Annotated in this window: 24 protein-coding genes and 1 tRNA gene; 16 read left to right on the top strand and 9 right to left on the bottom strand. The window is 69.0% G+C overall.

Translation table 11 applies throughout. From position 1 onward, the window contains the following. Nucleotides 1–82: 82 nt before the first annotated feature. The 5 genes from H8B22_RS13375 to efp all read right to left on the bottom strand — a co-directional run bounded on the left by H8B22_RS13375 (nucleotide 83) and on the right by efp (nucleotide 4,516). Entirely contained in the window at nucleotides 83–778 is a 696-nt protein-coding gene (locus H8B22_RS13375; protein WP_187711888.1) for a phytoene/squalene synthase family protein, read from the bottom strand. Continuing rightward, nucleotides 775–1,461 carry a phosphoglycolate phosphatase gene (locus tag H8B22_RS13370; protein ID WP_187711887.1) on the bottom strand — a complete coding sequence of 229 codons (687 nt, stop codon included), beginning with the start codon at nucleotides 1,459–1,461 and terminating at the stop codon, nucleotides 775–777. Before H8B22_RS13370 ends, H8B22_RS13375 begins: the two co-directional genes overlap by 4 nt. 143 nt (nucleotides 1,462–1,604) lie before the next feature. After that, nucleotides 1,605–2,309 (bottom strand): bifunctional 2-polyprenyl-6-hydroxyphenol methylase/3-demethylubiquinol 3-O-methyltransferase UbiG, encoded by a 705-nt coding sequence (gene ubiG, locus H8B22_RS13365; RefSeq protein WP_407060813.1) that lies wholly within the window; start codon nucleotides 2,307–2,309, stop codon nucleotides 1,605–1,607. A gap of 146 nt (nucleotides 2,310–2,455) precedes the next feature. Further along, entirely contained in the window at nucleotides 2,456–3,793 is a 1,338-nt protein-coding gene (locus tag H8B22_RS13360) for a TRZ/ATZ family hydrolase (RefSeq protein ID WP_187711885.1), read from the bottom strand. 156 nt (nucleotides 3,794–3,949) lie between these two features. Continuing rightward, nucleotides 3,950–4,516 (bottom strand): elongation factor P, encoded by a 567-nt coding sequence (gene efp, locus H8B22_RS13355; RefSeq protein WP_187711884.1) that lies wholly within the window; start codon nucleotides 4,514–4,516, stop codon nucleotides 3,950–3,952. Between the two features lie 144 nt (nucleotides 4,517–4,660). Here efp and epmB point away from each other — a divergent pair, with 144 nt between their 5' ends. Beyond that, nucleotides 4,661–5,695 carry an EF-P beta-lysylation protein EpmB gene (gene epmB, locus H8B22_RS13350; protein WP_187711883.1) on the top strand — a complete coding sequence of 345 codons (1,035 nt, stop codon included), beginning with the start codon at nucleotides 4,661–4,663 and terminating at the stop codon, nucleotides 5,693–5,695. A gap of 206 nt (nucleotides 5,696–5,901) precedes the next feature. Then, nucleotides 5,902–7,986 carry an EAL domain-containing response regulator gene (locus H8B22_RS13345; RefSeq protein WP_187711882.1) on the top strand — a complete coding sequence of 695 codons (2,085 nt, stop codon included), beginning with the start codon at nucleotides 5,902–5,904 and terminating at the stop codon, nucleotides 7,984–7,986. An 81-nt stretch (nucleotides 7,987–8,067) separates the two neighbouring features. Here the strand turns inward: H8B22_RS13345 and htpX are convergent, their stop codons facing one another. Further along, nucleotides 8,068–8,949, bottom strand: coding sequence for a protease HtpX (htpX, locus tag H8B22_RS13340; protein ID WP_187711881.1), 882 nt, complete (start codon nucleotides 8,947–8,949; stop codon nucleotides 8,068–8,070). A gap of 125 nt (nucleotides 8,950–9,074) precedes the next feature. On the opposite strand from htpX, the gene gluQRS reads away from it, so the two are divergent. From gluQRS to phaR, 3 genes are all read left to right on the top strand, one after another. Then, nucleotides 9,075–9,992, top strand: coding sequence for a tRNA glutamyl-Q(34) synthetase GluQRS (gene gluQRS / locus H8B22_RS13335; protein ID WP_187711880.1), 918 nt, complete (start codon nucleotides 9,075–9,077; stop codon nucleotides 9,990–9,992). 42 nt (nucleotides 9,993–10,034) lie between these two features. Further along, entirely contained in the window at nucleotides 10,035–10,775 is a 741-nt protein-coding gene (gene phbB / locus H8B22_RS13330) for an acetoacetyl-CoA reductase (protein WP_187711879.1), read from the top strand. 154 nt (nucleotides 10,776–10,929) lie between these two features. Further along, a complete protein-coding gene (gene phaR, locus H8B22_RS13325) occupies nucleotides 10,930–11,415 on the top strand; it encodes a polyhydroxyalkanoate synthesis repressor PhaR (protein ID WP_187711878.1) in 486 nt (161 codons plus the stop codon). 97 nt (nucleotides 11,416–11,512) lie between these two features. Here the strand turns inward: phaR and H8B22_RS13320 are convergent, their stop codons facing one another. Both H8B22_RS13320 and H8B22_RS13315 read right to left on the bottom strand, forming a co-directional pair. Continuing rightward, nucleotides 11,513–12,445: a M48 family metallopeptidase gene (locus H8B22_RS13320; protein WP_225876211.1), complete on the bottom strand. Its 933-nt coding sequence runs from the start codon at nucleotides 12,443–12,445 to the stop codon at nucleotides 11,513–11,515. A gap of 62 nt (nucleotides 12,446–12,507) precedes the next feature. Then, nucleotides 12,508–14,358 carry an SUMF1/EgtB/PvdO family nonheme iron enzyme gene (locus H8B22_RS13315; protein WP_455423540.1) on the bottom strand — a complete coding sequence of 617 codons (1,851 nt, stop codon included), beginning with the start codon at nucleotides 14,356–14,358 and terminating at the stop codon, nucleotides 12,508–12,510. 185 nt (nucleotides 14,359–14,543) lie between these two features. Between H8B22_RS13315 and rnd the strand changes: the two genes are divergently transcribed. Both rnd and H8B22_RS13305 read left to right on the top strand, forming a co-directional pair. Further along, nucleotides 14,544–15,644 carry a ribonuclease D gene (gene rnd / locus H8B22_RS13310; protein WP_187711877.1) on the top strand — a complete coding sequence of 367 codons (1,101 nt, stop codon included), beginning with the start codon at nucleotides 14,544–14,546 and terminating at the stop codon, nucleotides 15,642–15,644. A gap of 41 nt (nucleotides 15,645–15,685) precedes the next feature. Continuing rightward, a tRNA-Ala gene (locus tag H8B22_RS13305) sits at nucleotides 15,686–15,761 on the top strand. A gap of 57 nt (nucleotides 15,762–15,818) precedes the next feature. Here H8B22_RS13305 and H8B22_RS13300 read toward each other — a convergent pair. Beyond that, nucleotides 15,819–17,234 (bottom strand): aminotransferase-like domain-containing protein, encoded by a 1,416-nt coding sequence (locus H8B22_RS13300; protein WP_187711876.1) that lies wholly within the window; start codon nucleotides 17,232–17,234, stop codon nucleotides 15,819–15,821. Nucleotides 17,235–17,391: 157 nt separating this feature from the next. On the opposite strand from H8B22_RS13300, the gene H8B22_RS13295 reads away from it, so the two are divergent. The 9 genes from H8B22_RS13295 (at nucleotide 17,392) to H8B22_RS13255 (ending at nucleotide 25,938) form a co-directional block, all read left to right on the top strand. Next, nucleotides 17,392–17,757 (top strand): hypothetical protein, encoded by a 366-nt coding sequence (locus tag H8B22_RS13295; RefSeq protein ID WP_187711875.1) that lies wholly within the window; start codon nucleotides 17,392–17,394, stop codon nucleotides 17,755–17,757. Continuing rightward, nucleotides 17,754–17,960 (top strand): twin transmembrane helix small protein, encoded by a 207-nt coding sequence (locus H8B22_RS13290; protein ID WP_187711874.1) that lies wholly within the window; start codon nucleotides 17,754–17,756, stop codon nucleotides 17,958–17,960. The genes H8B22_RS13295 and H8B22_RS13290 overlap by 4 nt, the downstream gene beginning before the upstream one ends. A 121-nt stretch (nucleotides 17,961–18,081) precedes the next feature. Then, nucleotides 18,082–19,476 carry an oxygen-independent coproporphyrinogen III oxidase gene (hemN, locus tag H8B22_RS13285; protein WP_187711873.1) on the top strand — a complete coding sequence of 465 codons (1,395 nt, stop codon included), beginning with the start codon at nucleotides 18,082–18,084 and terminating at the stop codon, nucleotides 19,474–19,476. A gap of 7 nt (nucleotides 19,477–19,483) precedes the next feature. Continuing rightward, nucleotides 19,484–20,248 (top strand): cyclic nucleotide-binding domain-containing protein, encoded by a 765-nt coding sequence (locus H8B22_RS13280; RefSeq protein WP_187711872.1) that lies wholly within the window; start codon nucleotides 19,484–19,486, stop codon nucleotides 20,246–20,248. 424 nt (nucleotides 20,249–20,672) lie between these two features. Next, entirely contained in the window at nucleotides 20,673–23,012 is a 2,340-nt protein-coding gene (locus H8B22_RS13275; RefSeq protein ID WP_187711871.1) for a nitric-oxide reductase large subunit, read from the top strand. Nucleotides 23,013–23,270: 258 nt separating this feature from the next. Further along, nucleotides 23,271–23,510, top strand: coding sequence for a hypothetical protein (locus H8B22_RS13270; protein ID WP_187711870.1), 240 nt, complete (start codon nucleotides 23,271–23,273; stop codon nucleotides 23,508–23,510). Between the two features lies 1 nt (nucleotide 23,511). Next, entirely contained in the window at nucleotides 23,512–24,723 is a 1,212-nt protein-coding gene (locus H8B22_RS13265; RefSeq protein ID WP_187711869.1) for an NnrS family protein, read from the top strand. Next, on the top strand, nucleotides 24,720–25,121 hold the full coding sequence (locus H8B22_RS13260; protein ID WP_187711868.1) for a SirB2 family protein: 402 nt from the start codon (nucleotides 24,720–24,722) through the stop codon (nucleotides 25,119–25,121). The genes H8B22_RS13265 and H8B22_RS13260 overlap by 4 nt, the downstream gene beginning before the upstream one ends. Nucleotides 25,122–25,245: 124 nt before the next feature. Further along, complete coding sequence (locus tag H8B22_RS13255) at nucleotides 25,246–25,938, top strand: alternative oxidase (protein WP_187711867.1); 693 nt, start codon at nucleotides 25,246–25,248, stop codon at nucleotides 25,936–25,938. The last annotated feature ends 108 nt before the right edge of the window (nucleotides 25,939–26,046 follow it).

Raw genomic sequence — 26,046 nt, 5'->3', positions numbered from 1 at the left:
ATGCGGCCCTTGCCGCGGGCGGAACGGACCGATGCGGGGCCCCGCCATTGAAGCGGGCATGCCTGGATCAAGCCGGGCTCGATCAACCGCGCGCCGCGCCCCAGGCGGCCCACAGGGCGCGCATCGCGCCGACGGGCTGCACGGCGTCGCCGCGGCGCAGGCGCGATTTGGCGATCCCGGCGAGCACCCGGCGCGGCGCCGTCCCGCCGCGGACGGAGATCCGGCCCGCAAGCTGCTGCGACCACGCCGCCAGCGCGGCGCCCTCCCCGACCTGCGCCAGCACCTGCAACGGCACCGCCTCGCCCGGGTGGTGGGCGAGCCGCAGCTGCAGGAGGTTGGCGGCAACGAGGGCCTGCGCGTCGGCGGCGCCACCGAACAGGCCCGCTTCAATGGAGGCGGCGGCTTCGGCGAAGGGGCGCAGCTGCGTGTGGGCCTCGTCGCTGTCGACGGGCCGTTCGCGGCTGTCGCGCAGCGCCGGCAGCGCGCGCGCCAGCAGCAGCCAGTCCACGGGGAATTTCTGCAGCACGATGCCCAGCGGGTGGCGGCGGATGCCGCGCGTCCAACCCTGCAGTTCCTCGGCCCACCAGCCCAGCTTGGCTTCGCCCGGGCGCGGATCGCTGCCGCCCCAGGCCGCGTCGGTGAGCTCCTGCACCAGCGCCATCCACGCCGCGGCCGTTTCGCGCTGCGCGTGCGGCACGAAGACTTCGGCCACCGACCATTCCGGCCAGCGCGCGCGCCACTTGTCGATGAAGCTGTCGATGGCTTCCCGCTCGCTCATGCCTGGGTACCCGTTCCGGGCCAGGCGCGGGTTTCGCACAGTTCGGCCGGCGCGTGGATCAGCACGTCGCCCTGCCACGCGAACGGGTCGTCTTCGTGCAGCCGGTAGCCCCACAACGCGACCACCGACGGCATGCCCGCGGCGCGCGCGGCGATGATGTCGCGCTCGTCGTCGCCGACGTAGATGCAGTCGTCCGCGACGACGCCGATCGCCTGCGCGGCATGCAGCAGCGGCAGCGGGTCCGGCTTGCGCACCGGCAGCGTGTCGCCGCCAACCAGGATCGCGCAGCGCGTCTCCCAGCCCAGCAGCGGCAGCAGCTTGCGCGCCAGGTATTCGGGCTTGTTGGTGACGATGCCCCAGGTGGTGCCGTTCGCCTCCAGCGCGGCGAGCATGGCTTCGACGCCGTCGAAGGGCGTGCCGTGCAGGCCCAGTTCGGCTTCGTAGAGATCGAGGAATTCCTGCACCCACGCCTCGCGTTCGCTTGCAGCGACATCGGGGAAGCCGGCGCCCAGCATCGCGCGCGCGCCCTTGGACACCACGGGCCGTAGCTCCGCCAGCGGCAGCGCGTCGCGGCCGCGCTCGGCGCGCATGCGGTTGATCACCGCGATGAAATCGGGGGCGCTGTCGACCAGGGTGCCGTCGAGGTCGAACAGGACGGCCTTGGGGAAACGGGTGTGCGTCATGGTGGTGGCAATGGTCGTCCCGAGCGTAGCGAGGGACCGGCCCGCGACAAGAGTGAAGCGGCCGACATGTTCGCGCCGCGCCCGCGGCCGATAAAAGTAAATTGCCAGTTCCCTCGCTTAGGCTCGGGCTGACAGCTGTGGAATTACGCGGATTTCACCGCGCAGGCAAGGTAGTTGACGTCGGTGCGACCGATAACGCGCGCCGCATTGCGCCAGGGCTCGTACATCAGCCCGCTGACGTCTTCGAGCTGCAAGCCCGCGGCACGCAGCCACGCGGCCAGTTCGGAGGGCTTGATGAAGTCGCGGTACTGGTGCGTGCCCTTGGGCAGGACGCGTGCGATGTATTCGGCACCGACGATCGCCAGCGCGAAGGCCGCCGGCGTGCGGTTGAGCGTCGACAGGAACAGGCGCCCGCCCGGCTTGAGCATGGTCGCGCACGCCTGCACGATCGCGGCGGGATCGGGCACGTGCTCGAGCATCTCCATGCAGGTGATGGCATCGAACTGGCCCGGCATCTCCTGCGCCAGCGCTTCGGCCGACTGCAGGCGGTAATCGACGCTGATGCCGCTTTCCAGGCGGTGCAGCTTGGCGACCTTGATCAGCTCGGGGGCGAGGTCCAGCGCCGTGACCTGTGCGCCGTTGCGTGCGAGCGCCTCGCTCAACAGGCCCGCGCCGCAGCCGACGTCGAGCACGCTCGCGCCCTGCAGCTTCACCCGCTCGGCCACGTAGCCCAGGCGCGCGGGGTTGAGGGCGTGCAGCGCCTTCTGCGGGCCTTCCGGGTCCCACCAGCGCTGGGCCAGGGCGCCGAACTTGTCGAGTTCGGCCTGGCTGAAGTTTTCGTTGGGCACGGCATTCATTGGGGTAACCCTCTCAGATCGTCATCCCGGCGTTCGCCGGGATGACGAACAAAGGCAAGCTGGATCCCGGCCTGCGCCGGGATGACGAGCAAAAGCATTGCAGAAAAGCATTCTGGAAATCCGGATCGTCAAAGCGTTCAGGAGATCCGGATCGTCGCGATGCGGTCGCGCCACTGGCGCGCGTTGGCGACCAGCGCATCGGCATCGATGTCGACCAGCAGGCGTTCGCGCAGTTTCGACTTGCCGGCGATCCAGACGTCGCTGACCTGGTGGCGGCCCACGGCGTAGACCAGCTGCGAGATCACGTGGTGCAGCGGCTGGGTTTCGAGCTGGCCGAGGTCGACGCAGACCAGGTCGGCCTGCTTGCCAGTCACTATCGAGCCGACCTGCGCATCGAAGCCGAGCGCCTTCGCGCCGCCCAGCGTCGCGGCCTGCAGCGCGCTCGCCGCGTCGAAGGCCGAAGCGTCCTCGGCCACCGCCTTCGCCAGCAGTGCGGCGGTGCGGGTCTCGCCGAACATGTCGAGGTCGTTGTTGCTGGCGCAGCCGTCGGTGCCGATGGCGATGTTCACGCCGGCCTGCTGCAGCTTGCCGATCGGGCAGAAACCGGAGGCGAGCTTGAGGTTGGATTCGGGGCAATGCACCACGCTCACGCCACGCTGCGCGCACAGCGCGATCTCGGCGTCGGTGAGCTGGGTCATGTGCACGGCGATGAGGCGGTCGTTGACCAGGCCCAGCCGGTCCAGGCGCGCGAGCGGGCGCTGGCCGTGCTTCTCGCGCGACTCGGTGACTTCGTGCGCGGTTTCATGCGTGTGCAGGTGCACCGGCACGTCGAGCTGGTCGGCAAGCATGCGGATGCGCTCGAAGTTCTCGTCGCTCACCGTGTACGGCGCGTGCGGCGCGAACGCGGTGGCCACCAGCGGGTCGTGGCGCCATTGGTCGTGCACTTCGGTGGCGCGGTCGAAATACTCGTCCGAGGATTTCGCCCACGCGGTCGGAAAATCGATGACCGGCAGGCCGACGCGCGCGCGGAAACCATGCTGCTTGTAGACCGCGGCCTGCACGTCGGGGAAGAAGTAGTTCTCGTTGGCGCAGGTGGTGCCGCCGCGCAGCATCTCGGCGATGGCCAGGGCAATGCCGTCGGCGACGAACTCAGGGCCGATCACCGCGCCTTCGATCGGCCAGATGTGGCCCTGCAGCCATTCCATCAGCGGCAGGTCGTCGGCGACCCCGCGCAGCAGGGTCATCGGGTTGTGCGTGTGCGCGTTGACCAGGCCGGGGATCAGCGCGCCATCGGGGCGCGCGACGGTTTCCCGCGGCTGGTAGCGCTGCCGCGCCTCGTGGATCGGCAGCAGGTCGACGATCACGCCGTCGCGGACGGCGACGGCGTGGTTCTCGAGGACCACGCCGTGCGGTTCGACCGGAACCACGAAGCCGGCTTCGATGAGGAGGTCGCAGGCTTCGGGTTGGGTCGTCATCCGGTCTTTCCTTGTTGATCCGTCATTCCCGCGTAGGCGGGAATCCATGGACCTTCAGCTCTTTGTCGGGCAACAGCAAACGTCCATGGATCCCCGCCTTCGCGGGGATGACGCAATGACAAAGGCGTTCGCGCCAAGCGCGAACGCGTCATTGCGTCACTTCACGCGCGAGACGTATTCGCCCGAGCGGGTGTCGACCTTGATGGTTTCCTCGTTGCCGACGAACAGCGGCACGCGGACCACCGCGCCGGTTTCCAGCGTCGCCGGCTTGCCGCCGCCGCCCGAGGTGTCGCCACGGACGCCCGGATCGGTCTCGACGATCTTCAACTCGACGAAATTCGGCGGCTGCACGGCGATCGGGGTGCCGTTCCACAGCGTCACCACGCACTCTTCCTCGCCCTTGAGCCACTTCTCGGCGCCGCCCATGCCGGCCTTGTCGGCCTGGACCTGCTCGAAGGACTCCTGGTTCATGAAGTGCCAGTACTCGCCGTCGGCGTACAGGTACTGCATGTCGGTGTCGACCACGTCCGCCTGCTCGACGTTGTCGGTCGCCTTCATGGTCATTTCCACTACGCGGCCCGACTTGATGCTGCGGTACTTGATGCGGGTGAAGGCCTGGCCCTTGCCCGGCTTGACGTACTCGGTCTCGGTGATGATGCACGGGTCGTTGTTGACCAGGATCTTCTGTCCGGTCTTGACGTCGTTCATGCCCAGGCTGGCCATGGATGGAACTCCTGAAAAAGTGATCTGAAGGGGTGGACGGGTCCGGACCGGACCCGCCGCCGTCCCGCCGCGGGGCGGCAGGCGGCTAAAATGTCGGGCTGCGCGGCGCGAATTGTCGGCTGCGCCGGAAAATCGCGATCCGACATGATACCCGCTGCCCCCACCCTCAGGCACCACGCCCCCGCCCCGGAACCCGTCACGGCCCCGCCCCGCTGGCAACAGCTGTGGCGCGACGCCGTCCGCGATCCGGGCGAACTGCTGGCGCTGCTGGGGCTGGACGCGGCCGCGCTGCCGGTGTCGGATGCGGCGGCCGCCCAGTTTCCGCTGCGGGTGCCGCGCGGGTTCGTGGCGAAGATGCGCCACGGTGACCCCAACGACCCCCTGCTGCGCCAGGTGCTGCCCCTCGACGACGAGATGCGGCCCATGCCCGGCTTCAGCCTGGACGCGGTGGGCGACGCCGCCGCCAAGGCCGCCGATGGGGTGATCCGCAAGTACCAGGGGCGCGCCCTGCTGGTCACCACCGGCAGCTGCGCGGTCCATTGCCGCTACTGCTTCCGCCGGCACTTCGACTACGCCAGCGAGATGGCGGCGGCCGGCCACTGGCGCGACGCGGTCGCGCTGGTCCGCGACGATGCGCGCATCGACGAGGTGATCCTGTCCGGCGGCGACCCCTGGTCGCTGTCCACGCCCAAGCTCGCCGAACTGACCGACCAGCTCGCCGGCATCCCCCACCTGAAGCGCCTGCGCATCCATACGCGCCTGCCGGTGGTGCTGCCCGAGCGCGTGGACGCACCCCTGCTTGCCTGGCTGCGTGGCCTGCCCTGGCCGGTCACGGTGGTGCTGCACGCCAACCACGCCAATGAAATCGGTGCCGATGTCGCCCAGGCCTGCAAGGCCCTGCGCGAGGCCGGCGCGACCTTGCTCAATCAGGCCGTGCTGCTGCGTGGCGTGAACGATGACGTCGACACCCTCCAGGCGCTGAGCGAACGCAGCTTCGAGGCGGGCGTGCTGCCCTACTATCTGCACCAGCTCGACCGCGTGCAGGGCTCGGCGCATTTCGAAGTCGGCGACGACACGGCCCGCAGCCTCCACGCCGCACTCGCGGCGCGCCTGTCAGGCTATCTGGTGCCGCGCCTCGTGCGGGAAGTGGCCGGGGATCCCGGCAAGCGGCCGCTCTGAGCCGTCGAATACCGTTTGAGCGTATGGCGCCGCCAGCGACGCCCGCTGTAGTACAAAACACATGCCGTTGGACGCAGCACGAATTGTCGACCACGCCACACCGGACGGTTCGGGACATGGACGCCAGCCGCGGCTTCATGTCATAAACCCGGACTACGGTCCGTTCGGCTAGCCGGAGGACCGGCGCGCACGGAGGAGTGGGGAAAATGCAATTCGGCAAAGACACGGCACTGCGACTGCTGATCGTCGACGACAGCGTCGAAGCCGCCGAGGCCATTGTCAGTGGTTTGCGCAATGCCGGGATCGCGGTGCGTCCCTCGCGGCCGGAGAACGAGGACGAATTCCAGGCCCTGATCGACTCGCAGCCGCAGGACGTCGTCCTGGCGGAGCAGAAGGCCGTCAGCGTGCCGTTCGCCACGGTCATGGAAAAGGTCAATGCCAGTGGCAAGGACCTCCCCGTCATGGTGCTGACCAGCAGCATCGACGAAGACGCGCTGTTGAAGATGATGGCCCTGGGCGCGCGCCGCATCGTGCTGCGCGAGTACATGGACCACATCCTGCACGTGTTGCGTTCGGAATGGGTGGACCTGGAGGCACGGCGTTCCTACCGCCGGCTGGAAGCGCAGATCCGCGAGATCGAGCGCCGTTGCGACACGCTGATCGATTCCTCGCGCGATCCCATCGCCTACATCCACGAAGGCATGCACATCCGCGCGAACAGCGCCTACTTGGAGATGTTCGGGTTCGATTCCTTCGAGGACATCGAAGGCATGTCCCTGCTCGACCTGGTCGCACCCAAGAAGGTCGACGAATTCAAGAAGCTGCTGAAGCAGCTGTCCAAGGGCGAGACGCCGCCGCCGCGCTACGAGACCGAAGCGGTCACGATGGAAGGCGAGCATTTCCCCGCGGTGATGGAGTTCACCCCCGCCACCTACGAGGGCGAGAACTGCCTGCAGGTGGTCCTGCGCAAGCAGGAAGAAGTGTTCGATCCAAAGGCCGCCGAGGAACTCGAGCGCCTGCGCCAGATCGACCAGGTTACCGGCCTGCTCAATCGGCAGACCTTCCTGCGCGCGCTGGAGGACACCGTGGGCGAAACCGCCGCCAAGGCGACGACGCACGGCCTGCTGCTGATCGAACCGGACCACTACGCGCGCCTGCTGCAGGAGATCGGCCTGGACGCCGCCGACGAGCTGGTCGCCGCGCTGGCCGAACGCCTGCGCGCCACGGTGGGTCCGGACGACGTGGTGGCCCGCTTCGGCGAGCACCAGTTCGCCGTGCTGACCCACAACAGCGACTACCCGCAGACCGTGCGGCTGGCCGAGTCGCTGCGCGCCGCCTTCGCCGACGCGGTGACCGAGGCGCGCAACCACTCGCTCAACGTCACGCTGAGCATCGGTGGCGTGCAGATCGGCGAGAAGATCGCCAACGTCCCCGCGATCCTCGGCAAGGCCTCCCAGGGCCTGCAGTCCACGATCGGCGTCGGCGGCAACCGCGCCGAAATCCACGACCCCAGCGCCACCGACCGCGCCGAGCTCGAACGCGTCGCCGCCTGGGTCGCCCGCATCCGCGAAGCGATCACCAGCGACCAGTTCGTCATCCACTTCCAGCCGCTGGTACCGCTGCACGGCGCGCCCGAGGAGATGTACGAAACGCTGCTGCGCCTGCGCGGCGAGGACGGCGGGCTGGTGCAGCCGCTCACCTTCCTGCCGATCGCCGAGGAGCATGGGCTGCTAGGCGAGATCGACCGCTGGGTCGTCGGCCGTGCGATCCGCATCATCGCCGACCGCCAGCGCCTCAACCGGCGCACGCGCCTGATGGTCAAAATCACCCAGGCCTCGCTGCAGGACGAGGGCTTCGTCCAGCACATCGGCGAGCAGCTCAAGATCCACGGCGTCGACGGACGCCTGCTGGTGCTGCAGATTCCCGAGTCCAAGGTGTTCACCAACCTGCGCGCCGCGCAGCAGTTCCAGGCGGGCGTCGCGGAGTTCGGCGTGCGTGTCGGCCTGGAGCAGTTCGGCATCGGCCTGAACCCCTTCCAGCTGCTGAGCCACTTCGACGCCAGCTTCATCAAGATCGACCGTTCCTTCATGAAGGAACTCGGCGCCAGCGCGGAACACCAGCAGCGCGTGCGCGAGTTCGCCGCCAAGGCACAGGAGCTGGGCAAGCAGACGATCGCCGAGCACGTGCAGGACGCGGGCAGCATGACCACGCTGTTCGGCGCCGGCATCGATTACGCGCAGGGCCACTTCCTCGCCCCGGCCGGACCGGAGATGGATTACGAGTTCGGCTGAGGCCGACCGCGCCCCACGGAACACCGTCCAAGAAAAAGCCCGCCTTTCGGCGGGCTTTTTTATTGCCTGGCGGCAGCCGGATCAGGCCGCGCGCTGCAGCGCGGCGATGCGCTCTTCCAGCGGCGGGTGGCTCAGCATCAGGCGGCGCAGGCCGTGCCCGACCGCACCGCTGATGCCGAACGCCTGGATCTGGCCCGGCAGCGTGCTCTGCCCGTGGTTCTGGGCCAGGCGGCGCAGCGCGGCGATCATCTTGTCGCGGCCGGCGAGGTTGGCGCCGCCCGCGTCGGCGCGGAACTCGCGGTAACGCGAGAAGGCCATCGCGATCATGCTGGCGAACAGGCCGAACACCACGTCGAGCACCATCACGGTCACGAAGTAACCGATGCCGCCGCCGCTGCCCTCGCGGTTGCCGCTGAGGAAACCGTCGATGACGCGGCCGACCACGCGCGAAAGCACGATCACGAAGGTGTTGAGCACGCCCTGGATCAGCGCCATGGTCACCATGTCGCCATTGGCGACGTGGCTGACTTCGTGGCCGAGCACCGCTTCGGCCTCGTCGCGGTTCATCGCGCGCAACAGGCCGGTGGACACCGCCACCAAGGCGTTGTTGCGGTTGGCGCCGGTGGCGAAGGCGTTGATTTCCGGTGCGTCGTAGATCGCCACTTCCGGCTTGCCGATGCCGGCGCGCTCGGCCTGGCGATGCACGGTGGTGAGCAGCCACTGCTCCGCCTCGTTGCGCGGCTGTTCGATCACGTGGGCGCCGGTGCTGCGCTTGGCGATCCACTTGGACATCAACAGCGAGATGATCGAGCCGCCGAAGCCGAAGATCGCGGCCATCACCAGCAGCTGCCCCTGGTTGCCGAGCCGGATGCCGAAGAAGTTCTGCAGCACCGACATGACGATGCCCAGCAGCACCAGCACGGCCAGGTTGGTGGCAAGGAAAAGAGCGACACGCTTGAACATGGAAAGGAACCTCTCGCGCGATCGGGCGCGGATCTATGGTTTCGGTTCGAAGATGTGGCAGGCTCGCTGGAAATTCAAGCTGAACGCTTTACGCAAACAGTCGTGAAGCGGCTCCCCGACGCCCGATGCCCCACGCCGCTTCCCCTGCCTATCGCGGGCGCTTTGCCCCCTCGCCCACCGGCGACCTGCATTTCGGCTCGCTGCTGGCGGCGCTGGGCAGCTGGCTGCTGGCGCGGCACGCGAACGGCAGCTGGCTGGTGCGCATCGAGGACGTCGACCCGCCGCGGGAAGTCGCCGGCGCATCCCGGCGCCAGCTCGAGGCCCTGACCGCCTTCGGCCTGGTTCCGGACGAACCGGTGGTGCGCCAGAGCGAACGCGGCGCGCTGTACGAAGCCGCACTGCAGCGACTGCTGGCGACGGGACACGCTTTCGAATGCCACTGCAGCCGCAGCGACCTGGCCGCGACCGGCGGCGTGCATCGCCGCTGCGTTGCCGCGCGCCGGCGTCCTGACCCGGCCATCCGCCTGCGCGTGCCCGACGGCACCGTGGTCGCGTTCGACGACGGCTTGCAGGGGCCGCAGCAGCAGGATGTGGCGACGGAGGTGGGCGACTTCGTCCTGCGCCGCGCGGAAGGCTACTGGGCCTACCAGCTGGCAGTGGTGGTCGACGATGCGGCCCAGGGCATCACCGACGTGGTGCGCGGTGCCGACCTGCTCGACTCGACGCCGCGGCAGGTCTTCCTGCAGCGCGTGCTCGGCTTGCCCGTTCCCCGCCATGCGCACCTGCCGCTGGTCGTGGACGCCGCCGGTCGCAAGCTGTCCAAGTCGGATGCGGCGCTGCCGGTCGATCCGGCAACCCCGCTCCCGGCGCTGCAGGCCGCCTGGCGCGCCTTGGGCCAGGACGAAGCGGCGCTTGCGCAGGCGCGCGATGTCGCGGCGCTGCTGCACGCGGCCCGCGCCGCATTCGACCCGGCGCGCATCCCGCGGGGCCAGCACGTCGCACTCGCCGCAGCGCACAACAGAGGTTTCATATTTGCTCCATAGAATGCCTGCGAGGCTTCCTTCGCAGATCATGGAGAGAAACAAATGCAATCACGCGTTGCACTCGTGACCGGCGGTACCGGCGGCATCGGTACCTCGATCGTCAAGCGCCTGGCCGGGATGGGCCATCGGGTCGCCACCAACTACCGCAACGAGGAGAAAGCGAAGGCCTGGCAGGCGCAGTTGCGCGCCGAAGGCGTGGAGATCGCGCTCGCGCACGGCGACGTGTCCTCGCCGGAAGACGCCGAGGCGATGGTCCGCGAAGTCGAACGCCAGCTCGGCCCGGTCGAGATCCTGGTCAACAACGCCGGCATCACCCGCGACACCACCTTCCACCGCATGACCGCGCAGCAGTGGAACGAGGTGATCTGCACCAACCTCAACTCCTGCTTCAACGTCACCCGCCCGGTGATCGAGGGCATGCGCGATCGCAAGTGGGGCCGCGTCGTCCAGATCAGCTCGATCAACGGCCAGAAGGGCCAGTACGGCCAGGCCAACTACGCGGCAGCCAAGGCCGGCATGCACGGGTTCACGATCTCGCTGGCGCAGGAGAACGCGCGTTTCGGCATCACCGTGAACACGGTCTGCCCGGGCTACATCGCCACCGACATGGTCATGGCCGTGCCGGAAGACGTGCGCAACAAGATCATCACGCAGATTCCGACCGGCCGCCTCGGCTCGCCCGAGGAAATCGCCTACGCCGTCGCATTTTTCGTCCCCGACGAAGCCGGCTGGATCACCGGCGCCAACCTGTCCGCGAACGGCGGCCAGTACATGGGCTGGTAAAAGCCGCCAGGCGGCGCCTGCTGCGCACAAAAACCGCGCGGCGCCGCCAGATTCCGCCATTCCGGTCGCCACCGACGGCCGCTGCCCGGGCGAGTTGCAAGCCAACCGCCCCTGGGCCATGCTGCGCAGCATCACGTTTTAGAGTCGGCGCTCGATGAGTTCGATCCGCATCATCAAGAAGTACCCCAACCGTCGTCTCTACGACACCGAGATCTCCAGCTACATCACGATCGAGGATGTGCGCCAGCTCATCGTCGACGGCGAGGATTTCGAGGTCCGCGACGCGAAGTCCGGCGAGGACCTCACCCGCCAGGTACTGCTGCAGATCATCGCCGAGCACGAGTCGGACGGCGAACCGATGCTGTCCACCCAGTTGCTCAGCCAGATCATCCGCTTCTACGGCGATTCGCTGCAGGGCTTCATGGGCAATTACCTGGAACGCTCGATGCAGATGTTCCTGGACCAGCAGCAGCAGTTCCGCACCCAGATCGGTGGCCTGCTCGGGCAGACGCCGTGGACGATGATGAACCAGTTGACCGAACGCAACCTGCAGATGTGGAAGGAATTCCAGCAGAACATGGCCGGCAGCATGGGTTCGACCACGACGCCGCCGAAGCCCAAGGCCGAAACCAAGCGCTGACGGAAGCGCGCCAGAACAAGAAAAAAGCCGGGGAATCCCCCGGCTTTTTCATTGGGTCGACTTCTGGCTCAACGTCATTGGCGCAACGCACGCGCGCTCATTTCAGCGGCGGTTGTCCGGCGCAGTACTTGGTGCGGAACGCCTCCGCCGTCGGCATCAGCGACTGCAGGGTCTGGATGCGGTTGGCCGGATCCGGGTGCGTCGAGGCGAATTCCGGCGGACGCGAACCGCCGCCCAGCTGCGACATCCGCTCCCACAGCGGGATCGCCTCGCGCGGGTCGTAGCACGCCGCCGCCGCGAGCATCAGGCCGACCTTGTCCGCCTGGGTTTCGTGGTTGCGGCCATAGGGAAGGATGAAGCCGTACTGCGCGCCCGCGCCCAGCGCGGCCATCACCGCCTGCTGCTGTTGCGGATCCATGCCGCCCAGCGCCATGCCGGCGGCCATCTGCCCCATCTGCACCAGTTTCTGCTGCGCCATGCGCTGCGAGCCATGGCGCAGCAGGGCGTGGGCGATCTCGTGGCCCATCACCACCGCCATGGCGTTCTCGTTCTCGGCGATCGGCAGCAGCCCGGTGTAGACCGCCATCTTGCCGCCCGGCAGGCAGAACGCGTTGGCTTCCTCGGACTGGATCACGCTCACGTCCCACTGGAAGCCCTGGTAGCCGGTCGGCGCCTGCTGCTGGGTCATCGCCGCCAGGTCGTTGGTGACCTGCGGCACGCGGCTGACCAGGCGGCTGGCGATCTGGCGGATCTGCTGGCTCACCTGCGAATCGGCCGGCATCAGCGCGCCCTGCGCGGCGGCGTCGCTCTGCACCTGCTGGTAGGCCTGCGCGCCCAGCTGCACTTCCTCTTCCGGCGAGGCGCCGTAGTGCGCGGTCTCGCCGGTGTAGGGGTCGGTCTCCGCGCTGCCGAACCACGACCACGCGGCGTAGCCCGCGAACAGGAGCAGGATCCACCAGCGGATGCCGCCGAGTCCGAAGCCGCGGCGTTGCGGGCCGGCCTCTCGATTGCCCATGGGATCAACTCTCATCGTCGTCTCCGTATCGCGGACGGTGCCGTTGCCTGGCGCGTTGCGGCGCCAGCATCACCGATTCAGATGTCCCGCACCACCCGGAAGCCTATCCGGGCGCTCGTGTTGTTGACGTCGGTGCCCTGCCGCCAGGCCGAGCGCGTATGCGCGGGCGAACTCGCCCACGAACCGCCGCGGATGACCTGGGTGCGGCAGCCCGGATTCACCCACGGCCGGCCGTCGCGCGGAGCGCGGCGGAAGTTGCCGTGCCAGCAGTCCTCGACCCATTCGCTGACGTTGCCGGCGATGTCGTGGACGCCCCAGCGATTGGGCTGATAGCTGCCGGCCAGTGCCGGCCCCCACGAGCGGTCGCCATAGCCGACGAAGGCATTGGTCCAGCGCCGCCCGCTCGGCGAGATGTCGATGCCGCCGGTGAAGTTGCCGGCCTTGATCGGTGGCGCGCCGTCGCCCCACGGATACCGCGTCTGCCCACCGGCGCGCAGCACGTATTCGAATTCCGCCTCGCTGGGCAGGCGATAGCGTTGCCCGGTCTGCGCCGACAGCCATTGCGCGTACTTCGCCGCGTCGCCGGCACTGATGTGCAGCACCGGCATGTTGTCGGCGGCGGGACGACCGCCGTAGTCGTCGTGCCAGTCGACGTTGCCGGCGCGGACGAAGTTGCCGCTGCGCGCGTCGTAGATGGTGGAATAACCGCGCCGGGTCGAGCGCGCGCGATGGCGCGTGGCAGCCACGAAGCGGCGGAATTCGCCGACCGTGACCTCGGTGCGTGAGATCGCGAAGCCGCGCTCGAAACGGATGTTGCGGACGGGACGCTCCTCGGCGCCTGCACCGACCTCGCTCTCGGGCGCGCCCATGCGGAACGCGCCGTGCGGCACCACCACCATCTGCGGCCCGCGGCCGCCATTCGACAGCGCGTCGGTGAACGCCTGCCCGGGCCGGAATAGGCCGTAATGCGCGGCGATTTCGATCCGCGTGCGCAACTCGACCACGGAGGGATCGCCCGGCGCGGCGATGCGCAGCAACTGCGCCAACCGTTCGCGGGCGCGGCGCAGGCCCGCCGCGGTGGGCGTCGCCAGTTCGGTGATGCCGGCGTCGCGCAGGCCGTTCACGCGCATCACGCGCTGCATCGCGATGCGCTCGCGCGCGTCGTCCACGGTGGCGAAGCCGGGGCGGACGCCTGCCGCTGCGTCGAGCCAGTACGCCGCGCTGTCGTAATCGTCGGCGTCGGCCGCCTTCTCGGCGCGGCGGATCAACGCGCTCTCGGCCGCGGCCAAGCCCTGCTGCGCGCGGGTATCGCCCGGACGCTCGCGCAGCGCCTCGCGGAAGTAGGCGATGGCGCCGTTGGCCTCGCCCTTCTCGCCCAGGCGCGCCTCGTTGAGCGCGAGCTCGCCCAGGCGGTTGGCGCGCGCCGCTTCGTCCGCGCGGTCGAGGCGGTCGAGGAAGGCCTCGACCCGGGCATCGCCGGGCGCGAGGAAGCGCGCGACCGCGGCGACTTCGTGCGCGTGACGCAGTTCCTCGGGATCCTCGTCGATCGCCGCCAACGCCTCGCGTCCTTCATCCACCAGGGCGAGCTGCGCCTCGCGCAGGCCGCGTGCGATGCGCGCATCGTCGGGCGCGTGCTGTTTCAACGCCAGGAACAGTGGAATCGCAGCGGCGGCCGGATCGGTGCCGCCGTAGAGCTGGCCAGCCTTCAGCGCCGCCTCCGCGCGCTTGCGCAGCGCGCCCGCGTTCGCGGCCGTCACTTCGACCCGCGGCGCCTGCCACGCCGGCACCGGCGATACCGACTGGTCGGCGCCGATGGTCACCAGCGGCGCGCGATCCGCGGCCTTGTCCGCTTCCTTCTCGCGGCGCCCGCACGCGGCCATCGCCGCGAGCAGCGCGACGCACGCGCCGATGCCGCAGGCCCGCCGCACGGTTCGCCACTGCGCATTCAAGACCGGCAACGTCAAACGCAACTCCCTTGGCGTGCGCATGCGGCCGTGGCCGCTCCAGCGAGTGAAGCCCGGGCTCCGCCATCGGCACGCGACGGGAGCCATTGCAGGGCCACGAAAGTAGGCCATTGTCGCCCGCCGCGGCAACCTGCCCTATCCTTCACGCCATGCATCTCTGGATTTCCGACCCCGCCGCACTGCAGGCGCACTTCGCCCACAAGCCCTTCCGCATCGGCCTCGACACCGAGTTCATCCGGGAACGCACCTACTGGCCGCAACTGGCGCTGGTGCAGATCGCGCTCGACAACGCCGACGGCGAACCGACCGTATTGCTGATCGATCCGCTCGTGCCCGGCATGAACGCCGCGCTGGCGCCGATCCTGGCCGACACGTCGATCCTCAAGGTGATGCACAGCCCCAGCGAAGACCTCGTCGCCTTCAAGCACGCCTGTGACGCCGTGCCGCGACCGCTGTTCGACACACAGCAGGCCGCGGCGCTCGCCGGCATCGGCGCGGGCGTCGGCTACCAGCGCCTGGTCGAACAGCTCACCGGCATCGCCCTGGCCAAGGGCGAGACCCGCTCGGACTGGCTGCGCCGACCGCTGTCGCCCGCGCAGCTGGACTACGCCGCCGACGACGTGCGCCACCTCGCCGCGATGCACGATGCGCTCGACGGCCTGCTCGCCCAGCTGGGGCGGCGCGAATGGCTGCTCGAAGACGCCGCCCGCACCGTCGCCAACGCCGAAAGCGAGGGTCCGGAACGCTGGCCGCACCTGTCGCTGCGCGGCGCCCAGTTCCTCGACACCAACGCGCAACGCCGGCTCGTGCGCCTGCTGCGTTGGCGCGACGCCTACGCCCGCGACAACGACCGCCCGCGCGGCTGGATCCTCGACAACGAACTGGCCCTCACCATCGCCCGCACGACGCCGGGCGAACGCAAGGCCCTGCAGGACCTGCTGGACGCCAATCCCAAGGCGCCGCGCAAGCTCGGCGACGCCATCTGGCGCGCCCTGACCACGCCGCTGGCCGACGAAGCCGAAGCGCCCGATGCCAGCGTCGGCGAAACCCGCGACAAGCAGCGGCTGAAGAAGCTGCAGGATGCGGTCAGCAAGCGCAGCGCGGAACTGGGCCTGCCCGACGGCGTGCTCGCCTCGCGCCGCTGGCTGCAGGCGTTGCTGGACGAAGGGCGCTGGCCCAACGCCCTCGCCGGCTGGCGCCGCGAGGCCCTGGAACCCGCGCTCGCGCCGTTGCTGGCCGCGCAGGACTAGCGTCGGCCCATGCCGGCCCGGTAGACTTCGCCCTGACGTGTGGGGCCATAGCTCAGCTGGGAGAGCGCGTCGTTCGCAATGACGAGGTCGGGAGTTCGATCCTCCCTGGCTCCACCAACAAATCCAGCAGAACCCCGCCTCGCGCGGGGTTTTTCTTTTCTGCGGCGTGGTCGCCTAGGCCGTCGACGCCGCCAGCGTCCCCAGCTCGCGCAACGCCGCCGCGATCCGCGCATCCAGCGGATGGCCGCAGTTGAGCCGCAGGCAATTCCCGAACCCGCGGCTGGCCGAGAACATCGGTCCCGGGGCGATGCTGATGCCCAGCTTCGACGCCCGCCGCTGCAGCTGCAGCGCGTCGACGCCTTCGGGCAGTTCCAGCCACAGGAAGTAGCCGCCTGCGGGCCGGGTGACGCGCGTGCCCGGCGGGAACGCCGCGGCAATCGCCGCCGCGTAACTGGCCTGTTGTTGCGCCAGCGTGCTGCGCAGGCGGCGCAGGTGGCGGTCGAAGCCGCCGCGTTCGAGGTAGCGCGCCAGCGCGATCTGCATGGGCACGTTGGTGTTGAGGGTGGACGTGAGCTTGCGCCGGGCGATGTCCTGCGCGCGCCGTCCCGCGGCGACCCAGCCGATGCGGTACCCGGGCGCGAGGCTCTTGGAAAACGACGAGCAGTGCATCACCAGGCCCTCGCGATCGAAGGCCTTGGCCGGCAAGGCGCGCCGCGGGCCGTAATGCAGGTCGGCGTAGACGTCGTCTTCCACCAGCGGGATGCCGTGGCGCGCGAGCAGCTCCACCAGGGCGCGCTTGCGCTCCTCGGGCATCGTGCATCCCAACGGGTTGTGGAAGGTCGGCATCAGCCAGCAGGCGCGCGGCGCGTGGCGGGCGATCGCCGTTTCCAGCGCATCGAGGTCGATGCCGTCGCGCGGATGGGTGGGCACCTCGATCGCGCGCAGGCCGTTGCGTTCCAGCGACTGCAGGCAGGCGTAGAAACACGGCGACTCGACCACCACGGCGTCGCCGGGTTGGGTGACCGCGGCGATGCACAGGTTCAATGCCTCCAGCGCGCCGTTGGTGACCACGATCTCGTCGGCGCTGATGTCCATGCCGTCGATCAGGTAACGCAGCGCGATCTGCCGGCGCAGGGCGGCGTTGCCGGGCGTGAGGTCGTCGACGGTGCTCCAGGGGTCCAGGTGCAACGCCGCGGTGGCCACGGCGCGGCCGATGCGATCGAGCGGGAACGCGGCCGGGCTCATGAACGCCGACCCCAGCGGCACGATGTCGCGCTGCATGGCCGACTGCAGGACCTCGAACACCAGTTCGCTGACGTCGACCTCGCGCGATTCGCCGTCGGGGCGCGAGGCGGTCTCCGGCTCCGGCGGCAGCGCCAGCGCGGCCTGGGTGACGTAGTAGCCGGAACGCGCGCGCGATTCGATCAGACCCTGCGCTTCGAGCAGGTAGTAGGCCTGGAAGATGGTGGCCGGGCTGAGCTTGCGCGCGGCGCTGGCCTGGCGCACCGACGGCAGCCGGGCGCCCGGCCGGAGCAGGCCGGCACGGATGGAGCGGGCAACGTCGTCGGCCAGGGCTTCGTAGCGTTTCATCGGGCTGCCGCTCCGCGGGGTCGCGCGCCGCGTGAACCATCTCCCGGGGTCGGGGCGACGCGCAACTGATATGGTTTTTTTCTCCGATTGTGATTCTAGGACAACTGATACGTTCGCCCTAGCATGGCCGCATCCCCACCTGCGTCCGGCCCGCCCCATGCATCCGCAAGTCGAACTCAACCTGGCCCTGATCCTGTTCCTGCCCTGGTTCACGATCCTGGCCGTGCTGTTCTGGGTGTACCCCCGCGCCCCGCGCACCTTCGCGCGCCAGGCCTTCGACTCCGCCAGCCTGCTGCTGGCGCTGGTCGCCGCCGCGGCCGGCATGTACTGGAGCATGGCCAACGCCGATCGCACCTTCGGCCACATGTGGCAGCAGGTGCTCGCCACCTCGGTGGCCTACGGCCTGTTCCTGCTGGTGATCACCGTCGCGCTGGTCGTGCGCTGGCGCTGGCTGCGCCGCCTGCGCGCACCGGCCGCGGCCCCCGCGCCTTCCCCTTCCGCCACTCCGGTATCGCTGCCATGAAAACCCTGGTGATCGTCGCCTTCCTCGGCCTGATCCTCTACAACCTCGGCGCCGGCCTGTACTACATGCTGGTCGACGTCGGCACCACCAAGCGCACGGTGAACGCGCTGACCAAGCGCATCGGCCTGTCGGTGCTGCTGATCCTGCTGGTCGTGGCGGGCATCGCCACCGGCTACATCCAGCCGCACGGCGTCGGCCGCTGAGCCCTGGCGCTTCGGCGCTTCGGCGCTTCGGCGCTTCGGCGCTTCGGCGCTTCGGCGCTTCGGCGGCCGCATTTGACCTCGATCAAGGCAACGCCGCCGCCGGGTCCCTAACGTGCAGGCCATGGAGACCATGGCCTTCGATCCCGACCTGCTGCGCCGCTACGACCGGCCCGGACCGCGCTACACCTCGTATCCCACCGCGCCGCAATTCCACGCCGGCTTCGGCGAGGCGCAGCTGCGCGATGCGGCGACGGCCAGCAACGGCGATCCCATCCCGCGGCGGTTGTCGCTGTACGTGCACGTGCCCTTCTGCGCCAGCCCGTGCTTCTACTGCGGCTGTAACCGCATCATCACCCGCGACAAGGCCCGCGGCGAGGCCTACCTGGCGCGCCTGTACCGCGAGATCGCGCTGACCGCGCAGTTGTTCGACCGCGACCGCGAGGTCATCCAGCTGCATTTCGGCGGCGGCACGCCCAATTTCCTCACGCCGGAACAACTGCGCGAAGTCGTGGACACCTTGCGCAGCCACTTCCATTTTTCCGGATCGGGCGAGCGCGACATCTCGATCGAACTGGACCCGCGCTTCGTCACGCCGCAGGACATCGCCCAACTCGCCGACATCGGCTTCAACCGCGCCAGCTTCGGCGTGCAGGATTTCGATCCCGCGGTGCAGGTGGCCGTCAACCGGGTGCAGAGCGTGGAGGAAACCCGCGCCGTGGTCGACGCCTGCCGCGCGCATGGCTTCCGTTCGGTCAACGTCGACCTGATCTACGGCCTGCCCAAGCAGAGCCTCGACGGCTTCGCGAAGACGCTCGAGCTCGTCACCGCGATGCGCCCCGACCGCTTCGCCGTCTACAGCTACGCGCACCTGCCGCAGCTGTTCAAGCCGCAGCGGCAGATCGACGCGGCCGACCTGCCGGACGCGGAAACCAAGCTGGCCCTGCTGCAGCTGGCGATCGCCCGGCTCACCGCCGCGGGCTACGTCTACATCGGCATGGACCACTTCGCGCTGCCCGACGACGACCTCGCCATCGCGCAGGCGCGCGGCGGCCTGCACCGCAATTTCATGGGTTACACCACGCACGCCGACAGCGACCTGGTCGGCCTGGGCGTGAGCGCGATCAGCCACATCGGCGACAGCTTCAGCCAGAACCCGCGCGACCTGCCGAGCTGGCAGCTGGCGCTCGACGAAGGCCGGCTGCCGGTGTTCCGCGGCATGCGCCTGGACGAGGACGACCAGCTCCGCGCCGACCTGATCCAGGCCCTGATGTGCCAGGGCGAAGTACCGATCCGCGCGCTGGAGCGGCGCTACGCCATCACTTTCGACCAGTACTTCGCCGAAGCCCTCGTGCGCTTGCAGCCGCTGGTGCAGGACGGGCTGGTGCGGCTGGAACGCGAGTGCATCCGCGTCACGTCGCGCGGCCGCCTGCTGTTGCGTAACATCGCGATGTGCTTCGACCGCTACCTCGACCAGCCTGCCACCGTGGCCACGCCACGCTTCTCGCGCGCGATCTGAGCGTCGCATGGATTCCTGCGTGAGCCAGGCGACGTTCCCGCGCAACGACGCGCGCACGCTCGCGGACGACGGCGACCTCCTGCGCTTCTGCTCGACCTGCGCCTTTTCGCAGGCCTGCCTCGACGAGGGCATGGACAAGCGCGCGCTGATGGACCTGCACGTGCTGGTCGAGCACGTCGGCCCGTTCCACGCCGGCGAACACATCTTCCGCGAAGGCGATCCGTTCGAAGCCATCGCCGCGGTGCGCGCGGGCACGGTGAAGACCTACGTCATCGACCGCGACGGACGCGAACACGTGCTCGGCTTCCACCTGCCCGGCGAGGTCATCGGCCTCAACGCGATCGATGGCGACCACTACCCGTGCAACGCCATCGCGCTGGACACGGTGATGCTGTGCCGTTTCTCGTTCCCTAAGATCGCGGTGCTGGCGACGCGGCTGCCGGGACTGCAGCGGCAGCTGTTCCGCCTGCTCAGCCGCGACATCGGCCGGGCGGCGCTGCTCGCCGGCGACTGGTCGGCCGACCAGCGCATGGCGGCATTCCTGGTCGGCCTGTCGCGGCGCCTGGCCGCGCGCGGGTTTTCGCCCAACCGCTTCCAGTTGACGATGGCGCGCACGGACATCGCCAACTACCTGCGCCTGGCGCCGGAAACGGTGAGCCGCGTGCTGCGGCGGTTCCAGGAAGAGGGCCTGCTGCGCGTGGACCGGCGCGAGCTCGAACTCGTCGGCCGCGAAGCGCTCGACACGCTGGCGGCGCCGATCCTTCGCGACTAGCCGCCACGTAGCCCGGGTAAGCCGAAGGCGCACCCGGGTGAACTGCCGGCCATCGACTTCGTCGCGCGTCGCGCCCCCCGGGTGCGCTGCGCTTACCCGGGCTACGGGGCTGCGCGTCGACCGGCGCGAGCTGGAGATCGTGCAGCGCGAACCGCTCGACGAGCTGGCGGGGCCGGTGTTGCGGGATTGAAGGGGGCGAGCAAGAGCGCCGCCCCTCATCTGCCCTGCGGGCACCTTCTCCCCGCAAGCGGGGAGAAGGAAATCCTCCCTCGCCCCGCTTGCGGGGAGAGGGACAGCGTCGCGATAGCGGCGCAGGGCGAGGGGCCGTGGCGCCTTTGCCTTTCTCCCGCCCCGTTCTTGATTTGTATCAATGCGCGCCTCTCCGCGCGCATCGACCATGCACGGAAGCAATGGGAGAACCATCATGAGCAATACGAGGAAGTTGTGGCTGGGGCTTGCGACCCTGCTCATCGTCTCGTTCGGCGTGCTGCTGTGGGCCGGGACGGAGATCTTCCGCGCCGCGCCGCCGGTGCCCGAATGCGTGGTGAGCGAGAGCGGCCAGGTGGTCTACACCAAGGCCGACATCGAACGCGGCCGCCAGGTGTGGCAGTCGATGGGCGGCATGCAGCTGGGCTCCATCTGGGGGCACGGCGCCTATGTCGCACCCGACTGGAGCGCGGACTGGCTGCACCGCGAAGCCACCGGCGTACTCGACCTGTGGGCGCGCGCCGACGATGCGACGGCGACGTACGCGCAGCTGCCGGCCGAGCGCAAGGCGGCGCTGCAGGGTCGCCTGCAGGAGATGATGCGCCGGAACACCTACGACGCCGCGACCGGCACGATCACCCTCAGCGACGATCGCGTCGTCGCACTGTCGAATGTCGCCGCGCACTACGAGAGCCTGTTCGGCAACGACCCCGCGACGCAGGCGCTGCGCGAGGCCTACGCGATGAAGAACGACACGGTGCCCGATGCCGGGCATCGCCGCGCGCTGACCGCGTTCTTCTGGTGGACGGCCTGGGCCGCGACCACCGAACGCCCGCGCGAGCCGGGCGACGCGATGGTGCCGACGCAGGCCGACGTGGTCGACCAGCAGGTCACCTACACCAACAACTGGCCGAGCGAGCCGCTGGTCGGCAACCGCCCGGCCGCGCCGCTGTGGCTGTGGTCGGCCTTCAGCGTGCTGTTCCTGATCGCGGGCATCGCCCTGCTCGGCTGGCACCACGCGCGCACCCACGACGACGCGCCGATGAAGCTGCCGGCCAGCGATCCGCTCGCCACGTTGCGCATCACCCCGTCGATGCGCGCCACCGCGAAGTACTTCTGGGTCGTGCTGGCGCTGTTCCTGGTGCAGATCCTGCTGGGCGCGATGACCGCGCACTACCAGGTCGAAGGCCAGGTCGCCTACGGCTTCAACCTCTCCAACATCCTGCCCTACTCGATCACCCGCACCTGGCACACGCAGTTGGCGGTGCTGTGGATCGCCGTTGCATGGCTCGGCACCGGCCTGTACATCGCGCCGGCACTGAGCGGGCACGAGCCGAAGTTCCAGCGCCTGGGTGTCAATTTCCTCTGGGCGTGCCTGCTGGTGATCGTGGTCGGCTCGTTCGCGGGCCAGTGGCTGGCGGTGATGCAGAAGCTCGGCCTCGACCTGAACTTCTGGTTCGGCCACCAGGGCTGGGAATACGCGGACATGGGCCGCTTCTGGCAATGGTTCCTCTTCGTCGGCCTGCTGCTGTGGCTGACCCTGGTCGGCCGTGCGTTGTGGCCGGTGCTGCGCGGTCCTGCCAGCGACACCAAGGCGGCAAACGACACAAGAGCCATTGTCGGCCTGCTGTTCCTCTCCACCGTGTGCATCGGCCTGTTCTTCGCCGCGGCGCTGATGTGGGGCGAGCACACGCACATTTCCGAGGTCGAGTACTGGCGCTGGTGGCTGGTGCACCTGTGGGTGGAAGGCTTCTTCGAGGTCTTCGCCGCCGCGGTGATGTCGCTGATCTTCGTCAAGCTCGGCCTGGTCAACACGAAGACCGCGACGACGGCGGTGCTGTTCGCCACCATCGTGTTCATGGCCGGCGGCGTGCTCGGCACCCTGCACCACCTGTACTTCGTCGGCACGCCGACCGCGGTGGTGGCGCTGGGCGCGAGCTTCTCCGCGCTGGAAGTGGTGCCGCTGGCCTACATCGGCTTCGAGGGCTACCACACCTACAAGCTCGGCAAGGCGACGCCGTGGATGGCGCGCTACCGCTGGCCGATCCTGTTCTTCATCGCGGTTTCGTTCTGGAACCTGGTGGGCGCGGGCCTGTTCGGCTTCCTGATCAATCCGCCGCTGTCGCTGTACTACATGCAGGGCCTCAACCTGACCCCGCTGCACGGCCACACCGCGTTGTTCGGCGTGTACGGCATGCTCGGCATCGCGCTGGTGCTGTTCTGCCTGCGCGGGCTGCGCGGCCAGATGGCGTGGGACACCAAGGCACTGAAGGTGGCGTTCTGGAGCTTCAACATCGGCCTGGGAATGATGGCGGTGTTCACCCTGCTGCCCCTGGGCACGATGCAACTGCTGGCGGCGATCGAGCACGGCTACGCCTACGCGCGCTCGGCGGAGTTCATGCAGAAGCCGATCGTCGACCTGCTGGTATGGATGCGCGTGCCGGGCGACACCGTGTTCAGCGTCGGTGCGCTGGCGTTGTGCTGGTTCGTGCTGCGCCTGTGGGTGGCGCCCAGGCGGTTGCCGGTGGCAGCCGGTGCGGGTGAATCCGAGCACTGATCAAAAGCCCCCTCATCCGCCCTTCGGGCACCTTCTCCCCGCGCGCGGGGAGAAGGAGAAAACACGCGCGAGAAGGGGGAAGCCCCCTCTCCCCGCTTGCGGGGAGAGGGAGAGGGACAGCGTCGCGGCAGCGACGCAGGGTGAGGGGACGTGATGCGTTCGGACCCACGCGCTGCAACCCACTCATCTGACCTAGATCAAGGCGCGCACCGGATGCCGGCGCAACACTGCGGCCATCCCCGCACGAACAACGCCGCCATGGAATTCCGTTACCACGTCCCCAGCCATCCGTTCGACCTGCCCGCCATCGAGCGCGCCATCGCCGCGCTGGATCCGGCGGCCGTACTGGACGCCGATGCGCCCGCGCGCATCGTGCGGATTTCGACCTCGCTCGATGACGAGCAACTGCTGGCGTGCCTGCGGCAAGCGGGAATCCCCGTTACCGCCGCGGAAATCGAACGCCTGCCATCGGTGTGCTGCGGCGGCTGCGGTGGCTGACATGGCCGATGCCCTCTCGCCACGCCTGCTGGCACGGGCGCCGCACCGGCTGATGTTCTTCATCGGCGCCAGCAACGTGCTGCTGGCCATGCTGTGGTGGGCGGCGTGGCTGGCCTCGTCGGCCACTGGGCGCTTTGCCATGCCGCAACCGCAACCCTATGCGGGCTGGCTGCATGCCTTCGTGATGCAGTACCAGATGCTGGCGAGCTTCGTCTTCGGCTTCCTGCTGACGGTGTTCCCGCGCTGGATGGGGCTGCACGAGTTCGAGCGCTGGCGTTATGCGCCGGTTGGCGTGGGCCTGTTCGGCGGCCAGATCGCAACCCTGCTCGGGGCCATGGGCTGGCACGCCGGTATCGTCGTCGGCGTGTTCATGACGCTCGGCGGTTGGATCGCGGCGATGGTCACGCTCGCGCCGCTGCTGTGGCGCGAACGCGGCACCACCTGGCATGCGCGTTCGTGTTTCGCCGCGCTTTCGCTGGGATTGCTCGGCCTCGTGGCGTGGGCGGCGTTCGTGCTGGGCGCGCGCCCGATCTGGGCTTTCGCAAGCATCAAGCTGGGCAGCTTCGGCCTGCTGTTGCCGATGTACCTGACGGTGGCGCACCGCATGTTCCCGTTCTTCGCCGGCAACGTCGTGCCGGGTTACACGCCCTGGCGCCCGTTGTGGATCCTGGGCGCACTGTGGGCGCTTGCGCTGCTGCACCTGGGCATGGAGCTCACCCACGCCTATGGCTGGCTGTGGCTCGCCGACGTGCCGCTGTTCGTGCTGGCCGGCACGCTGTGCGTGCGCTGGTGGCCGAGCGGCCCGAAGCCGGCGCTGTTGACCGTGCTCTTCCTCGGCCTGGCCTGGCTGCCGATCGCCTTCCTGCTCTACGCGACGCAGAGCCTCGCCTACCTGCTCACCGGCATTTACCAGCTGGGCCGTGCGCCGGCGCATGCCCTCTTCGTCGGCTTCTTCGGCAGCGTGCTGGTGGCGATGGTCACGCGCGTGACGCAGGGCCATTCCGGCCGCGCGCTGGTGATGACCCCGACCGCCTGGTTCGCGTTCGTCGCCATCCAGCTCGTGGCACTGCTGCGGGTGGGCGCCGAATTCGCGGCGGACGGCATGCGCTGGCAGGCCATCGCCGCGATCGGCTGGCTCGTGGCGCTGCTGCCGTGGGTGGCGCGACTCGGTGGCATCTACCTGTCGCCGCGCAAGGACGGGAAACCGGGATGATCGAGTTCTACCCGCAGATCCGCCAGCTGCACATCCTCGTCGCGCTGCTCAGCGGCACGCTGTTCGCGCTGCGCGGCGGTTTTCTGCTCGCGGGTGCGCGCTGGCCGTTGCTGGCGCCCGTGCGCTGGCTCAATTATGCCATCGATACCGTGCTGCTGACGGCGGCGCTCATGCTGGTGACGATCCTGCCGGGCGCGGTGTTCGCGAACGGTTGGCTGCTGGTGAAGATCGCACTGCTCGTCGTCTACATCGTACTGGGCGTGTTCGCGCTGAAGCGGGCGAAGACCCGGCGTGCGCGGCTGCTGTGCTACCTCGCCGCGTTGACCGTATTCCTGTCGATCTATGCGACCGCGCGCACGCACCAGCCGCTGGGCGCGTTGACCTACTGGTTCAGCTGAATGATGCGCAGCTGAACCCGACCGCCGCGGCCGTGCGCAATTGACCTGGATCAAGGCCGGCCAGTGGCGTCGGCGTAGCCTTTTCCTCAGCAGAAAACAGACGCTGACGAAGAGAGGCTCCACCATGAACACCGCCACCGGCACCGCCGTCCTGATCACCCCGGTCGTGCAGACGCCCACCCACATCGCGCTCGACACGCACCAGGTCACGCGCGACTGGTCCGACCGGGTCGCCTACGGCATCACCCGCGGCCTGCGCTTCCTCGCCGACACCTTCTTCGCCAAGCGCTACGGCAATCGCGCGATCGTGCTGGAAACCGTCGCCGCGGTGCCGGGCCTGGTCGGCGCCGCCCTGATCCACCTGCGCTGCCTGCGCTGGATGAAGCACGACCACGGCTGGATCCGCGCGCTGATGGAGGAAGCCGAGAACGAGCGCATGCACCTGATGACCTTCATCGAGATCGCGCGCCCGAACTGGCTGGAGCGCGCGCTGGTACTCGGTGCACAGGCCGGCTTCTTCACCTTCTTCCTCGCGCTGTACCTGCTGTCCCCGCGCACCGCGCATCGCCTCGTCGGCTATTTCGAGGAGCAGGCGGTGGTGAGCTACAGCCAGTACCTGCAGGAGATCGACAGCGGCCGCGTCGAGAACGTACCGGCGCCGAAGATCGCGCGCGACTACTGGCAGCTGCCGGCCGATGCCCGCCTGCGCGAGGTGGTGCTGGCCGTGCGCGCCGACGAAGCCGGTCACCGCGACGTCAACCACGACTTCGCCAACCAGCTGCGTCCGGATGCCCGGCAGATGCACCTCGCCGGCTGAAACACGACCGGGAAGTGATGTCCCGCAACGGGCCCCATGCAGGGGCCCGTTGCGTTTCCGGGAAGCGCCGTTGATCCAGGTCAAGCGCGAGGCGATTCGCTGCGGACA

Source organism: Lysobacter terrestris, assembly GCF_014489475.1.
GTDB lineage: Bacteria > Pseudomonadota > Gammaproteobacteria > Xanthomonadales > Xanthomonadaceae > Agrilutibacter > Agrilutibacter terrestris.
Note: the sequence above shows the minus strand (reverse complement) of the source record. Positions and strands in the feature narration are given on the sequence as shown.

Coding starts and splice junctions, on each gene's coding strand:
- H8B22_RS13375 (WP_187711888.1), bottom strand. CDS start 778: ATGAGCGAGCGGGAAGCCATCGACAGCTTCATCGACAAGTGGCGCGCG.
- H8B22_RS13370 (WP_187711887.1), bottom strand. CDS start 1,461: ATGACGCACACCCGTTTCCCCAAGGCCGTCCTGTTCGACCTCGACGGC.
- H8B22_RS13360 (WP_187711885.1), bottom strand. CDS start 3,793: ATGACGACCCAACCCGAAGCCTGCGACCTCCTCATCGAAGCCGGCTTC.
- efp (WP_187711884.1), bottom strand. CDS start 4,516: ATGGCCAGCCTGGGCATGAACGACGTCAAGACCGGACAGAAGATCCTG.
- epmB (WP_187711883.1), top strand. CDS start 4,661: ATGATACCCGCTGCCCCCACCCTCAGGCACCACGCCCCCGCCCCGGAA.
- H8B22_RS13345 (WP_187711882.1), top strand. CDS start 5,902: ATGCAATTCGGCAAAGACACGGCACTGCGACTGCTGATCGTCGACGAC.
- htpX (WP_187711881.1), bottom strand. CDS start 8,949: ATGTTCAAGCGTGTCGCTCTTTTCCTTGCCACCAACCTGGCCGTGCTG.
- gluQRS (WP_187711880.1), top strand. CDS start 9,075: ATGCCCCACGCCGCTTCCCCTGCCTATCGCGGGCGCTTTGCCCCCTCG.
- phbB (WP_187711879.1), top strand. CDS start 10,035: ATGCAATCACGCGTTGCACTCGTGACCGGCGGTACCGGCGGCATCGGT.
- phaR (WP_187711878.1), top strand. CDS start 10,930: ATGAGTTCGATCCGCATCATCAAGAAGTACCCCAACCGTCGTCTCTAC.
- H8B22_RS13320 (WP_225876211.1), bottom strand. CDS start 12,445: ATGAGAGTTGATCCCATGGGCAATCGAGAGGCCGGCCCGCAACGCCGC.
- rnd (WP_187711877.1), top strand. CDS start 14,544: ATGCATCTCTGGATTTCCGACCCCGCCGCACTGCAGGCGCACTTCGCC.
- H8B22_RS13300 (WP_187711876.1), bottom strand. CDS start 17,234: ATGAAACGCTACGAAGCCCTGGCCGACGACGTTGCCCGCTCCATCCGT.
- H8B22_RS13295 (WP_187711875.1), top strand. CDS start 17,392: ATGCATCCGCAAGTCGAACTCAACCTGGCCCTGATCCTGTTCCTGCCC.
- H8B22_RS13290 (WP_187711874.1), top strand. CDS start 17,754: ATGAAAACCCTGGTGATCGTCGCCTTCCTCGGCCTGATCCTCTACAAC.
- hemN (WP_187711873.1), top strand. CDS start 18,082: ATGGAGACCATGGCCTTCGATCCCGACCTGCTGCGCCGCTACGACCGG.
- H8B22_RS13280 (WP_187711872.1), top strand. CDS start 19,484: ATGGATTCCTGCGTGAGCCAGGCGACGTTCCCGCGCAACGACGCGCGC.
- H8B22_RS13275 (WP_187711871.1), top strand. CDS start 20,673: ATGAGCAATACGAGGAAGTTGTGGCTGGGGCTTGCGACCCTGCTCATC.
- H8B22_RS13270 (WP_187711870.1), top strand. CDS start 23,271: ATGGAATTCCGTTACCACGTCCCCAGCCATCCGTTCGACCTGCCCGCC.
- H8B22_RS13265 (WP_187711869.1), top strand. CDS start 23,512: ATGGCCGATGCCCTCTCGCCACGCCTGCTGGCACGGGCGCCGCACCGG.
- H8B22_RS13260 (WP_187711868.1), top strand. CDS start 24,720: ATGATCGAGTTCTACCCGCAGATCCGCCAGCTGCACATCCTCGTCGCG.
- H8B22_RS13255 (WP_187711867.1), top strand. CDS start 25,246: ATGAACACCGCCACCGGCACCGCCGTCCTGATCACCCCGGTCGTGCAG.